The organism is Kitasatospora sp. NPDC029367 (assembly GCF_055569135.1).
This window is the reverse complement of the sequence record NZ_JBVHYH010000005.1, coordinates 19,190-32,368: the sequence shown is the minus strand read 5'-3', so window position 1 is coordinate 32,368 and position 13,179 is coordinate 19,190. Positions and strand designations below refer to the sequence as shown.

Below are 13,179 nucleotides of genomic sequence, written 5' to 3'. Positions count from 1 at the left end.
GCCGGGGGCACCTGGTTGCCGTCGCCGCGGCCCGATGACTGAATGGAGCAGGGGCGGATCCCAGCGGGTGAGGAGCGGGACCATGCCGAAGGTCCGGGTGAACGGCGTCGACCTCCACTACGAGCTGACGGGTGCGGGCGAGCCGCTCGTGCTGGTGCACGGCTCCTGGGCCGACCACGCCCACTGGGACCTCGTCCGGCCGGCCCTCGCCGAGCGGTACCGCGTCCTGGTCTACGACCGGCGCGGCCACAGCCGGAGCGAACGCCCGCCCGGGCCCGGCTCCCGGACGGAGGACGAGGACGACCTCGCCGCCCTCGTCCAGGCGCTCGACCTGGGGCCGGCGCACATCGCGGGCAACTCCTTCGGCGCCTCGACGGTCCTGGGCCTGGCCGTCCGCCGCCCCGAGCTGTTCCGCACGGTCATCGCCCACGAGCCCCCGCTGATGGCGATCGTGCCCCCGGAGCCGGACCTGCTGCCGGTGATGCGGGCGGTGGAGCGGCGGATCGACTCGGTGCTGGCGCACCTGCGGGCGGGCGAGACCCGCGCGGGCGCGCAGCAGTTCGTGGACGAGGTCGCCTTCGGGCCGGGGACGTGGGAGCGGCTGCCGCCGGAGGTCCGGGACACCCTCCTCACCAACGCCCTCACCTTCCTCGACGAACAGCAGGACCCGGGCTGGCCGCTGCTCGATCTCGCCGGGCTGTCCGCCCACCCGGGCCCGGCCCTGCTGACGGTGGGCACCGAGAGCCCGCCCTGGTTCCCCGCGATCATCGCCCGGCTGGCGCGGGCGCTGCCCCGGGCGCAGGTGCGGACCTTCGCCGGGGCCGGCCACACCCCGCACGTCACCCACCCGGCCGAGTACGTGCGGACGGTGAGCGGCTTCATCGAGACGCACCGCTGAGGGGCGCACCGCTGAGAGGTGCACCGCTGAGAGGTGCACCGCGGAGAGGCGCACCGCTGACCGGGGGCGCGGGTCAGCGCGCGGCGTCCGCCTCCGCCAGCCATTCGGCCAGTACGGCGGCCTGGCTGTGGTCGACGTCCCGGGTGGCGGTCAGCAGGGTGAGCGCGTCCTGGGCGGCGAGTTCCCGCAGGTGGTCGGCGGCCTCCCGGTGCTGGGCGTCGCGCAGTTCGACGAGGTAGCGGCGGCGGAACTCGGCGAAGCGCTCCGGCTCGTGGCCGTACCAGGTGCGCAGCCCGGTCGACGGGGCGACGTCACGCAGCCACTCGTCCAGGTGCGCGTCCGCCTTGGTCACACCGCGTGGCCAGACCCGGTCGACCAGGACCCGCCGGCCGTCCTGCGGAGAGGGTTCCTGGTAGATCCGCCGGTAGGCGACCCGTGCGGTCATGTCCGGTCCTCCCGGGTGCGTGGGAAGCGTTGCCGCCGCTACCCCCAGTAGCCGACGTGCACCGCGGAGGCCTCCTCGAAGAGGAACGGCCCCGACACCTCCACCGTGCTGCCACCGGCCGCGAAGACCGTGCGGCACGGCAGGTCGAGCACCGGCTCGTCCGGGTCCACGCCCGCGATCGCGTTCAGTTCGGTCGCGGCGAGCGCGTAGACGACCCGGCGGATGCCGCTCCAGTGGATCGCCCCGGCGCACATCGCGCACGGCTCGGTGCTGGAGTAGAGCACGGCGTCGGCGAGCTGGTGCGGGGCCAGGGTGCGGGAGGCCTGCCGGACCAGGTTGATCTCCGCGTGGGCGGTCACGTCGTGGTCGGTCAGGACGGTGTTCTCGGCGGTCAGCAGGACCTTCCCGTCGGGGTCGGTGAGCAGCGCGCCGAAGGGGTGGTTGCCGTGCGCCCGGGCGGAGGCGCCGAGCTCGATGGCGGCGAGCAGGTGGTCGGGGGAGTGGTCGGGGGAGTGGTCGGCCATGTGGGTCTCCTCGTGCGGTGCGAACGGGGACGGAGGACAGACCTGTGCCGCAGGGCGGGCGACGCCGCAGCCGCTCGCCTCCGTCCCCCCGACCAGTCTCACCCCGCCGGTGCCGGGCCGCCCCGGCACCGGCGGTCCGGAGCGCCTACGAGGCCGCTGCGGCGGCGCGGAGGCGGAGCTCCTTCTTGTCCGGCTTGCCGGTGTCGGTGAGGGGCAGCGCGTCGGTGAAGTCGATGACGTCGGGCACGTACATCTCGCCGCGGCCGGCGAGGACCGTGGCCCGCAGCTCCTGCGCCGTCACGCCCGTCCCGGGGACGGGCACCACGGTGGCGTGGACGCGTTCGTGGCCGCCCTCGCCGCGCACCCCGTAGACGGCGCACTGCCGGACGCCCGGGTGGGTGTGGAGGAAGTCCTCCAGCTCGGTGGTGTACACATGGCCGCCGACCACGGCGATCATGTCCTTGATCCGGTCGACGACGGCGAGGTAGCCGTGGTCGTCGAGCCGGCCGAGGTCGCCGGTGTGCACCCAGCCGTCCCGCAGCACCTCGGCGGTGAGCTCCGGGTTCTTCCAGTAGCCCTCCATCGCGTTCTCGGACCGGACGCAGATCTCCCCGACCTCGCCGACCGGGAGCGCGTTGCCGGCCTGGTCGCGGATCTCCACCTCGACGCCGTCGACCGGCCGGCCGGCGGTGCGCAGCAGGTCGAGGCGGTCGGGGTCGTGCTCGTCGGGGGGCAGCACGCTGACGATTCCGGCCTCGAACTGGCCGTAGGCCTGCTGGAAGACCGGGCCGAAGCGCCGGACCGCCTCGGCTATCCGCACCGGCGAGGAGGGCGTGCCCCCGTAGGTGATCCGCCGGAGGCTGGAGATGTCGGTGGACGCCGCGTCGGGGTGGTCGAGCACCTGGTAGAGCAGCGGGGGCAGCAGGAAGACGTCGGTGATGCGTTCGCGGGCGACGGTGGCCAGGACCTCGCCGGGGTCGAAGGCGTAGTGGAGGACGACCGTGCCGCCGCTGGCCAGAGTGCCGTCGGCGACAAAGCCGGCCGCGTGCGACAGCGGCGTGCACACCAGGTCCCGTCGCCGCTCTCCGGTGATCAGGGCGGCGAGCCAGTTGCCCTGCATCCGGGCGAAGGTGCTGCGGATGCCCTTGGGGTGGCCGGTGGTGCCGCCGGAGTGGCGGATGAAGCACAGGTCCTCCGGCCGGGCGGCACTGGGCAGCGGCGCGTCGGACCGGGCCGCGGCCAGTGCCAGGAGGTCCTCGCCCAGCGCCGGTGCCGCGTCCGCGTCCGAGCCCCCGTCCGCGCCCGAGCCTTCGCCCCCGCCCGCGCCCTCGCCGAGGACGAGGACGTGCTTGACGGGCACCGCCGCGGCGAGGGCCGCGCCGCGCTCCGCGAGGCGGGGGTCGACGATGAAGGCGTAGGTCTCGACGTCGGCCATGATCCGGGCCTGCACGTCGGTGCCCAGCCGGATGTACAGGTGGTTGAAGTGCGCGCCCAGGAGGTTGACCGCGTAGCGGACCGCGACGGTCTCCGGGATGTTCCCGCACAGCAGGGTCACCGTGCGGCCGCGCTCCACGCCCCGTTCGCGCAGGGCGCGGGCGAGCCGGTACACGAGGGAGCGGAACTCCGCGGCCCCGAGCCGGCGTTCGCCGCTGACCAGCACCTCCTGCCCCGGTTCGTCCGACAGTCCATCGAGGACGATCTCCACGTAGTTGCGGAACTCGCGGTCGCCGCCGTCATCGGAGGGGTCGGTGGGGCGCGCCTGGGACGTGCTCATCGCTGCTGGTCTCCTCGTACGTTCGGACGCACGCAGGCGCCCCGGAACCGGAGCGCCTCGTGCCCGGAAGTCTGACTGTCCACCTTCAACTACCCAGCCCCGGGCGGCTCTACCGGCGGCGGCGCGGGCGATCGCCCGCCGCCGGGGTGCCGCTGCCCGACCCGGTCCGCCCCCGCGCCGACGGCGGGCCGTGGTCGCGCAGCTCGGTGAGCACCGCCCAGGCCACCGACACCACCGGGACGGCGACCACCGCGCCCAGCACCCCGGCCAGCACCGCGCCGCCGATCACCGACAGGGCGATCGCCACCGGGTGGATCCGTACCGACCAGCCCATCACCAGCGGGTGCAGCAGGTGGCCCTCGATCTGGCCGATCACCACGATCAGCGCCAGCACCAGCAGCGCGACCACCGGCCCCCGCGCGGCCAGGGCGACCAGCGCGGCGATCGCCAGCGCGATCGGGGAGCCGATCAGCGGGACCAGCGCCGCGACGAACTCCACCACCATCAGCGGCAGCACCAGCGGCACCCGCAGGAGCGCCAGCGCGATGCCGACCAGCGCCGCGTTGGTCGCCGACACGATCAGCACCCCGCGGGTGTACCCGGCGAAGGTGCGCCAGGCGGCCTGCCCGGCCCGGCTCCAGACGGGACGGGCCCGGGCCGGCAGCTGGCGCTGCGCCCAGCTCCACATCCGGTCGCCGGAGTACAGGAAGAACACCGAGCAGAACACTGCGAGGGCCAGCCCGGTGACCAGCTCGACGGCCCGGCTCGCGCCGCTGAGGGCGGTGGTCAGCAGCGCGGAGCGGTGCGCCGAGACGAACGCGCCGACCTTCGCCCGCAGGTCGGTGACCGTACCCGCGCGCAGGTGGAAGGGGGCGCCGGTGAGCCAGCGGTCGATCCGGCCGAGGCCGCCGCGCAGCTCGTCGCCGATCCGGTTCCACTCGTCGGCGACGTTCGTCCCGACCAGCGCCAGCACCCCGCCGACGACCGCGAGCGCGCACAGGAAGGCCACCAGCACGGCCAGTGAGCGGGGCAGGGTCCGGGCCAGCAGGTCGACCAGCGGGCGCAGCACCGAGGTGATCACCAGCGCCACGAACAGTGCGATCACCGGCATCTCCAGCTCGCCGAGCACCCCGACGGCCAGGTAGGCGGCCACCCCGAGCAGCCCCAGCCGCCAGACGTACCCGGCGGCGGTGCGCAGCCCGGTCGGCACGTGCTCGGCGGGCGCGGCGGGCCGTGCCCGCCGCACGGCCACCCGGGGCGGGCGGCTGCCGAGCGGCCGGGGGCGCCGGCCCGGCCCGGGGCCGGTCACGCCCACGGGCCGGCGCCCGGCGGTCGGCCGGGGTGCCGCGCGGGACGGTGTCCGGGGCTGCTCACGGCGGGCTCAGCCGGGGGTCTCGTGCGGTTCCGGCCCGTGGGTCGTGCGCGAGTCGCTCATGGGGCCCGCCTCCTCCGTCCTCGGCCTGTTCCCAGCGTCTCCCCGGCCCCCGGACTCGCACACCTCGGCGGCGTACCGGAGCCGGAGCCGGGGCGGGCTGCGCTGGTCCCGCCGTCCAACGGCCTTCACCGCCCCACCGCCTTCACCGCCCGACGGCCCTCCGCCCGCTGAGGTAGGTGAGGACGGCGAGGACCCGGCGGTGGCCGCTGTCGGCGGGCGAGAGGCCGAGCTTGGCGAAGATGTTGCCGATGTGCTTGTGGACGGCGTTGTCGGTGATGACGAGCCTGGCCGCGATCGTGGTGTTGTCGTGCCCCTCGGCCATCAGCGCGAGCACCTCGCGTTCGCGCGGTGTCAGGGCGGCCGTCGGATCCTGGGCGTGCCGGGTGAGGAGCTGGCCGATCACGTCCGGGTCCATCACGGTGCCTCCGGCGGCGACCCGGCGCAGCGCGTCGGTGAACTCGCTCACCCGGCTCACCCGGTCCTTGAGCAGGTAGCCGATGCCGCCGCGGCCGTCCGAGAGCAGTTCCCCGGCGTACTGCTGCTCGACGTACTGGGAGAGGACGAGCACGGGCAGGCCGGGCTGCTCCCGGCGGGCGCGGATGGCGGCCCGGATGCCCTCGTCGCGGAAGGCGGGCGGCAGCCGGACGTCGACGACGGCGACGTCGGGCCGGTGCTCGGCGACGGCGGCGAGGAAGCCCGGGGCGTCCTGGACGATCGCGGCGACCTGGAAGCCCTTGGCGGTGAGCAGCAGTTCCAGCCCGCTGGAGAGCAGGACGTTGTCCTCGGCGATCACGACCCGCACGGCACACCCACCGTGATCGTGGTCGGGCCGCCGACCGGGCTGCGGAGGTCGAGGGTGCCGTCGAGCGCCAGGACGCGCTGGCGGATCCCGGCGAGGCCGGTGCCCCGCGTCTCGTCGGCGCCGCCGGCTCCGTCGTCGGTGACCTCGATCGACAGCCGGTCACCGGTGCGGGCCACCCGTACCGCCGTCCGGGTGGCGCCGCTGTGCTTGGCGGCGTTGGTGAGCGCCTCGGCGACCGTGAAGTACGCGACGGCCTCGACGGCGGCGGGGAGCGTGCCGAGGCTGCCGACGTCGAGGGTGGTGTCGAGCGCCGCGTCGGCCCCGAGGGCGGACAGCGCCCCGGCGAGCCCGCGGTCGGCCAGGATCGGCGGGTAGATCGTCCGGATCACCGCGCGGAGCTCCACCATGGCCTCCTCGGTGGTCCGGTGGGCCTGCGCCAGCAGCGTGGCGACCGTCCTCGGGTCCTCGTCCAGGAGTTCCCGGGCCACGCCCAGCCGCATCGCGATGGCCACCAGCCGGGCCTGGGTGCCGTCGTGCAGGTCGCGTTCGATCCGGCGGAGCTCCGCGCCGTGCGCGGTGAGCGCCCCGGCCCGGGTCTCGGTCAGCGTCTCCACCCGCTGCGCCAGCTCCGTGGAGGCCGACGGCGACAGCAGGGCCACGCAGGTCCGGGCGTGCAGCCGGGCCAGCCGGGGGAGCAGCCAGTGGGTCAGGGCGGCGAAGGCGAGCAGCTGTGCCGTCCCCAGGGTCAGCGCCGGGCCCCACCCGGTCAGCGGGGCACCGGCGGCGAAGCCGCCCGCCCGGGTGCCGGCGGGCAGGGCCCACCACAGGGGCACCGTGACGGCCGTGGTCAGGGTGTTGCCCGCGCACACCAGTGCGACGAGCCCGAACGCCAGGCCGGTCAGCAGCCAGGCGCCGAGCCACCCGAGCAGGCGCGCGGTGCCGACCCGGACGGGGCCGGAGGCGGGTGCGCCCAGCAGCCCGTCGGCGCGGCGGCGCTGCCGGCCGGCCCAGGCGCGCGCCACCGGCGGGACGAGGAGGGCGGGCAGCACGAGCACGGCGAGCGCGGCGGCGAGCAGGCCGCCCAGCAGGTAGCCCAGGGCGCGCCAGGTCGCCCAGAGCCTTTCGGCCCGATGGAGGTTCATCCACCCAAGTCTGGATCATGGCGAACCGGCCCGGCACTACAGCCCACTACCCTGTTTTCCGACCGGCTCGGGGTACCGACCGGGCGCGGCGTCCGGGCCTAGCGTCAACTCCCATGAAGAGACCACCGATTGATGCCGTACGGCGGCGCGGCCGTTCCGTACGACGGACCCTGGTGTCGGCCGCCGTGCTGGCCGGCACCCTCGCCACGACCGTGCCCGCCGTCGCCGCGGCGGCCCGGCCGTACGACGACCGCGGCCTGCTCCGGCGCGACGCCGCCGCGCTCACCGCACTCGGCGTGACGGGGGTGCAGGCCCGGCTGCTCACCGCCGACGGCCGGGTGGTGACCGCCACCAGCGGCGTCGCCGACCTGACGACCGGACAGCCGGTGCCGACGAACGGCCACTTCCGGATCGCCAGCGTCACCAAGGCGTTCGTGGCCACCGTCGTCCTCCAACTCGTCGGCGAGCACCGGCTCTCGCTGGACGACACGGTCGAGCGGTGGCTGCCCGGCGTGGTGTCCGGGAACGGGAACGACGGCGGCGCGATCACCGTCCGCCAACTGCTCCAGCACACCAGCGGGCTGCACGACGACTACCCGGACTACAGCTCGGCGGAGGACTTCCGCCGGCACCGCTACGACAGCTCCACGCCCGAACAGAGCGTCGACCGGGCGCTGCGCCACCCGCCGGACTTCCGGCCCGGCGCCGACTGGAGCTACAGCAACACCGGTTACGTCCTGCTCGGCATGATCATCGAGCGGGCCACCGGGCAGGCCTGGCACCAGGAGGTGCGGGACCGGATCGTCCGCCCGCTCGGCCTCGCCCACACCTCCTGGCCCGGGACGTCCCCCACGCTGCCCCGGCCGCACGCCCGGACCTACCAGAGCTTCAAGCCCGGCGAGCCGGCCGTCGACGTCACCGAGCAGGTCGGCGTGGGCATCAACGGGGAGGCCGGGCTGGTCTCCACCACCGCCGACCTCGACCGCTTCTTCCGGGCCCTGCTGGGCGGCCGGCTGCTGCGGCCCGCCCAACTCGCCCTGATGAAGCAGACCGTTCCGGTCGGCGAGGAGTTCCGGGCGCTCATGCCGGGCGCCGAGGACGGGCTGGGGCTCTTCTCCCGCCCGCTGACCTGCGGCGGGGTGTACTGGGGCCACGAGGGCGGCGACGCGGGCTGGATCACCGCGACCGGCGTCACCTCCGACGGTCGGCGCAGCGTCACGCTCTCGCTCTCGGGCGTCCGCGCCGACACCCCGGACGACGTCCGCCGGATCGAGCAGGCGGAGACCACGCTGGTCGACGACGCCCTCTGCGGCGCCCCGACCGCCGCCCACCGGCGGCACTGAGGCCTCCGCCCGTCGGCGGTTTCCAGGGGCCGTCGGCCGAACCGAGGCCGACGGCCCCGACGCTCACACCCCGACGCCCCACCCCCGATACGGGCCCGCCGACGCGGGCCCGCCGACGCGGCCGCACCGACGCCCGGACGGCTCGGTGACGCTGGGACGCCGGTCACCCGCAGTCCGTCACTCGCGGGGCCGCTGCCCCATGCGCCCGGGACACCGGGTGGACGAGACTGCTCCCATGCGGCCGGTCGTGGGCGAAGAGAGGTCGGTCATGGGTGCGGAGAGCGCGGGGAGCGTCCGGTGGCGGCCCCGCCCCGGCCGGGCGGAGCGGCAGTTGACGACGGCGGGGCTGTGCGCGCTGGTCTGCCTGGCCGCGGGCGGCCTGTGGGCCGGGTACGTGCTGGGCCACCTGGGGACGCCGGGGATCGCCGAACCGACCCGGCACCTGGCGGTGCTCGGCTACGGCCTCGCCGCCGTCGCCGGCGGGGTGCTGCTGCACGCCCACCGGCCCGGTCTGGAGCTCGGCTGGGTGCTGCTGGCGTACGGGGGCGCGCTGATCCTGCCGCTCGCCGCCGAGACCCCGGTCTGGACGGAGGTGAGCGAACCGCGCTACGTCGGGGCCGTGGTCGTGCTCAAGTCCGTCGGCTACACCGTCAGCGGCACGATCTGGCAGGCGCTGCCGCTCTGGCTCCCGTACGGCCGGCTGACCGACCGCCGCTGGTGGCTCGCGATCGGCGCGGTGGGCCTGTGGATGGCGCCCCAGGCGAGCTACTACGTCTACCAGCCGACCGTGTTCGGCCGCCCCAACCCGCTCGCCGACAGCACCGTCGCCGACTGGCTGCGGCAGTTCAACGGCACCCTGCACATCACCCAACTGGTCGTATGGGTCGCCCTGACCGCCCTGGTGGTGCTCGTCCCGCTGGCCCGCACCCGGCAGGTGCCCCGGCGCCGCCGGCAGTACGTGCTGCTCGCGATCGCCGTCTACCTGCTCTGGGCCGGCGCCGAGGCCGGCTACTACTTCAACGGCCAGAGCACCGCCTCCTACGCCGCCTACGCGGCCGCCTCCGCACTGTGGACGCTGACCCTCGCCGCCGTGGTGGTGCGGGACGGCTCCTGGCGGCTGGACCGCTCGGCCCGCCGGATCCTGGTCGGACTGCTGGTCGCCGCCGGGCTGGCGGTCGTCTTCGTGCTGCTGGCCGGACTGCTGTCCACCATGCTGCTGCCCGGCCGGGGCTTCGGCGCCCTGTGCGTGGTCGCCCTGGTCTTCCTGCTCGCCGGCGGCCTGCCCAGGGGCGTGCACTGGGCCTCCGGAATCGTCGACCGCTGGTACTACGGCGCCCGCGCCCAGCCGTACCAGGTGCTGCGCAGCCTCGCCGGGCGGGTCAGCCAGACCGTCGACCCGCAGGACGTGCCCGCCGTGCTGTGCGCCACCGTCGGCGACGAACTGCGGCTGCCCGGCGTGGACCTGACCGTCTCCACCCGCGGCGGCGAACGCCGGCTCGCCGCCGTGGGGGAGCACCCCGGCGAGGGCGAACGCTTCGCCCTGGTCCACCGCGGCAGCGAGATCGGCCGGCTCACCGTCGCCCCGCGCCCGGGCCAGCGCACCCTCGACGACAGCGACCGCGACATCCTGCGCTCCCTCGCCGACCAGGCCGCGCCCGCCGTGGCCTCGCTCCAGCTGATGGAGGACCTGCGGGCCAGCCGCGAACAGATCGTCGCCGCCCGGGAGGAGGAACGCCGTCAGCTGCGCCGCGACATCCACGACGGGCTCGGCCCGCTGCTGGCCGGCCTGCGGCTGCGCCTCCAGGGCGCGGCCGCCGTGGACGACCCGGCCCGTTTCGCGGCCGCCCTGGAGGACGTCGCCGACGACCTCGCCACGGCCGTCCGCGAGGTCCGCCGGATCACCGACCGGCTCGGGCCCACCGCGCTCGGCGACTACGGGCTGAGCCGCGCGCTGCGGCGCCTCGCCGACACCTTCAGCGGCGACGAGCTCACCGTCACCGCCCTGCTCGCCCCCGACCCGCTGCCCGAGCTGCCCGCCGCGGTCGAGGTCGCCGTCTACCGGATCACCGCCGAGGCGCTCAACAACGTGCTGCGGCACGCCCGGGCGACCAGCGCCACGGTGACCGTGCTGGTCGACCCGGGGCGGCTGGAACTCACCGTCGAGGACGACGGGCAGGGCCCGGGCCGTGGCGACCCGGGCCACCCGGGGGTGGGGCTGCGCTCGATGAGCGAGCGGGCGGCGGAGATCGGCGGCTGCTGCACCGTCCACCCCGCCGCGGGCCTCGGCCGCGGCACCCGGGTGCACGCGGTGCTGCCGCGCCACCCGGCGGCGGGCTGACGGGGGCCGTCGCGACCCGGACGCGGGTTAGTTGCAGTTCGGCGGGTTCGGGCACGGGGCGTGACCGTGGCCCTTGCCGTGACCGTGCCCCCTGCGGAGACCGCGGCCCCTGCCGTGACCGTGAGCGTGAGCGCGGCTTCCGCGCTGCTCCGCGCCGGCCGCCTCGTCCTCGGCCCGGGCCTTGCAGCACCGGGCGGCGCAGGCGACCACGGCCGCGAGGACGACGACTCCGGCGGCTCCGGCAGCGACGGCCACCGGGTTGACCGATCTGGCGCTCATGGTGTCCTCCGGGAGGGGTTGCGCGGGCCGGTCGGCCCGCCCCTCCATGGCACCGCCGGGACTGACCCATGCGCATGGGGCCACGGTCCCGTCCCGGTCCCGGCACGGCTACGCTCCGTCCCGCCCCCAGGCCGAACCGCATTTCCGCGGGTAGGGCGACGGTGTGGTACCGCGGTACTACGCGGCGTCCGATGATCAGTCCGCAGTGCCGCGCTTCGGGCCCCGGCGGGCCCTAGCGTGGAACCGTGGGCGGCCGGGAGGGCCCGGCCCCTGAACGTAAGGGCTAGCGATGATCGAGGCGCACCAGCTGACGAAGCGGTACGGGGAGAAGACCGCCGTGGACGGGCTGGACTTCACGGTCCGGCCGGGCGCGGTGACCGGGTTCCTCGGCCCCAACGGGGCGGGGAAGTCGACCACGATGCGGATGATCGTCGGACTGGACGCGCCCACCGGCGGGTCGGTCCGGGTCAACGGCCGCCGGTACGCCGAGCACGCCGCTCCGCTGCAGGAGGTGGGCGCGCTGCTGGAGGCCAAGTCGATCCACCCCGGCCGCTCGGCGTTCAACCACCTGATGGCCCAGGCCCACACCCACGGCATCCCGCGCCGCCGGGTCGAGGAGGTCATCGAGCTGACCGGCCTCCAGTCGGTGGCCCGCAAGCGCGCCGGGGCGTTCTCGCTCGGCATGGGCCAGCGGCTCGGCATCGCGGCCGCCTTGCTGGGCGACCCGGCCACGGTGATGCTGGACGAGCCGGTCAACGGGCTCGACCCCGAGGGCGTGCTCTGGATCCGCAACCTGCTCACCTCGCTCGCCGCCGAGGGCCGCACCGTCTTCGTCTCCTCGCACCTGATGAGCGAGGTCTCGCTGGTCGCCGACCACCTGATCATCGTCGGACGGGGCCGGCTGCTCGCCGACACCACCGTGCAGGAGCTGGTCCAGCAGGCCGGCGGCGACGTCGTCAAGGTCGCCAGCGCCGACCCGGCCCGGCTGCGTTCGGCGCTCGCCGGACCGGGCGTCGAGGTCACCGGCCGCTCCGGCTCCGAGGAGCTCCTGGTCACCGGGCGGACGGCCCGCGAGATCGGCCTCACCGCCGCCGAGCACGGCATCGCGGTGTTCGAACTCACCCCGAGGACGGTCTCCCTGGAGGAGGCGTTCATGGAGCTGACCCGGGACGCCGTCGAGTACCACGGCACCACCACCGTCGAGAGCACCGTCGACACCCAGAGGAGCGCGGCATGACCACGATCGCCCCCAGCCAGACGCCGTCCACGGCCTCCGGCCAGCTCCCCGCCCGCCCCGCCTACAAGGTGACGGCCGCGCGCGTGCTGCGCTCGGAGTGGGCCAAGCTGTGGTCGCTGCGCTCCACCTGGATCACCCTCGGCCTGGCGCTGCTGTTCCTGGTCGCCTTCGGCCTGATCGCGGCCTTCCAGTTCAAGTCGCGGATCACCTCCGGCCGCCCGATGGACCGGGACTTCGCCAACTCCAGTGCGCTCAGCCTCTCCCTGTTCGGCACCAACTTCGCCCAGCTGGCGCTCGGCGTCCTCGGCGTGCTGGTCGCGGCCGGCGAGTACTCGACCGGCATGATCCGCTCCACCCTGGCCGCCGTGCCGCGCCGCCTGCCGGTGCTGTGGTCCAAGGCGGCGGTGTACGGCGTGATCGCGCTGGTGCTGGGCACCGTCGGGGTCTTCGCCGCCTTCACCGCCGACAGCGGCATCCTGTCCGGCACCCGGGCGGCGATGACCCTCTCCGACCCCGGCGTGGTGCGCGGCCTGTTCGGCGCGGGGCTCTACCTGGGCCTGGTGGGCGTGATCGGGGTCGCCCTCGGCGCCCTGCTGCGCTCGGTGGCCGGCGGCATCGCCGTGCTGGTCGCCTCGCTGATGCTGATCCCCGGCCTAACCTCGCTGCTCCCCACGTCCTGGCAGAGCCACATCAGCCCGTACCTGCCCAGCCACGCCGGTGAGGCGATGTTCGCCCTGCACCACGACTCGACCACCCTCTCGCCGACGGCCGGCCTGCTGGTCTTCCTCGGCTGGACGGTGCTGGCGCTCGCCGGTGCCGCCGTCCGGCTGGTGCGCAGCGACGCCTGAGCCCGGGCGCTCCGGCGCCTGGGAACCTCGCGGTGGGGGGGGGGGGGGGGGGGGGGGGGGGGGAGAGGGGGGGGGGGGGGGGGGGGGGGAGCCAGTACCACAAAAAAAAAAAAA

At 75.3% G+C, this 13,179-nt stretch carries 11 protein-coding genes; 5 read left to right on the top strand and 6 right to left on the bottom strand.

The genetic code is table 11. The features are described from left to right. Positions 1–82: 82 nt before the first annotated feature. Positions 83–898: an alpha/beta fold hydrolase gene (locus ACZ4W5_RS04925; RefSeq protein WP_465652878.1), complete on the top strand. Its 816-nt coding sequence runs from the start codon at positions 83–85 to the stop codon at positions 896–898. A gap of 73 nt (positions 899–971) precedes the next feature. Here the strand turns inward: ACZ4W5_RS04925 and ACZ4W5_RS04920 are convergent, their stop codons facing one another. The 6 genes from ACZ4W5_RS04920 to ACZ4W5_RS04895 form a co-directional block, all read right to left on the bottom strand. Then, positions 972–1,343 carry a DUF488 domain-containing protein gene (locus tag ACZ4W5_RS04920; protein ID WP_360231464.1) on the bottom strand — a complete coding sequence of 124 codons (372 nt, stop codon included), beginning with the start codon at positions 1,341–1,343 and terminating at the stop codon, positions 972–974. Between the two features lie 38 nt (positions 1,344–1,381). Next, on the bottom strand, positions 1,382–1,867 hold the full coding sequence (locus ACZ4W5_RS04915; RefSeq protein ID WP_360231461.1) for a nucleoside deaminase: 486 nt from the start codon (positions 1,865–1,867) through the stop codon (positions 1,382–1,384). Positions 1,868–2,012: 145 nt separating this feature from the next. Then, the gene (locus ACZ4W5_RS04910) at positions 2,013–3,641 is read right to left on the bottom strand and encodes an AMP-binding protein (RefSeq protein ID WP_465652875.1); all 1,629 of its coding nucleotides are present in this window, start codon (positions 3,639–3,641) and stop codon (positions 2,013–2,015) included. 109 nt (positions 3,642–3,750) lie between these two features. Continuing rightward, positions 3,751–4,956 (bottom strand): AI-2E family transporter, encoded by a 1,206-nt coding sequence (locus tag ACZ4W5_RS04905; RefSeq protein ID WP_465652873.1) that lies wholly within the window; start codon positions 4,954–4,956, stop codon positions 3,751–3,753. 262 nt (positions 4,957–5,218) lie between these two features. After that, on the bottom strand, positions 5,219–5,878 hold the full coding sequence (locus tag ACZ4W5_RS04900; RefSeq protein WP_465652871.1) for a LuxR C-terminal-related transcriptional regulator: 660 nt from the start codon (positions 5,876–5,878) through the stop codon (positions 5,219–5,221). Beyond that, a complete protein-coding gene (locus ACZ4W5_RS04895) occupies positions 5,866–7,020 on the bottom strand; it encodes a sensor histidine kinase (protein ID WP_465652869.1) in 1,155 nt (384 codons plus the stop codon). The genes ACZ4W5_RS04900 and ACZ4W5_RS04895 overlap by 13 nt, the downstream gene beginning before the upstream one ends. Positions 7,021–7,133: 113 nt before the next feature. Between ACZ4W5_RS04895 and ACZ4W5_RS04890 the strand changes: the two genes are divergently transcribed. From ACZ4W5_RS04890 to ACZ4W5_RS04875, 4 genes are all read left to right on the top strand, one after another. After that, positions 7,134–8,363 carry a serine hydrolase domain-containing protein gene (locus tag ACZ4W5_RS04890; RefSeq protein ID WP_465652867.1) on the top strand — a complete coding sequence of 410 codons (1,230 nt, stop codon included), beginning with the start codon at positions 7,134–7,136 and terminating at the stop codon, positions 8,361–8,363. 268 nt (positions 8,364–8,631) lie between these two features. Then, positions 8,632–10,701 (top strand): sensor histidine kinase, encoded by a 2,070-nt coding sequence (locus ACZ4W5_RS04885; RefSeq protein ID WP_465652865.1) that lies wholly within the window; start codon positions 8,632–8,634, stop codon positions 10,699–10,701. A 568-nt stretch (positions 10,702–11,269) separates the two neighbouring features. Beyond that, complete coding sequence (locus tag ACZ4W5_RS04880) at positions 11,270–12,217, top strand: ABC transporter ATP-binding protein (protein ID WP_360231438.1); 948 nt, start codon at positions 11,270–11,272, stop codon at positions 12,215–12,217. Next, positions 12,214–13,065: an ABC transporter permease gene (locus ACZ4W5_RS04875; protein WP_465652863.1), complete on the top strand. Its 852-nt coding sequence runs from the start codon at positions 12,214–12,216 to the stop codon at positions 13,063–13,065. Before ACZ4W5_RS04880 ends, ACZ4W5_RS04875 begins: the two co-directional genes overlap by 4 nt. Positions 13,066–13,179: the final 114 nt, after the last annotated feature.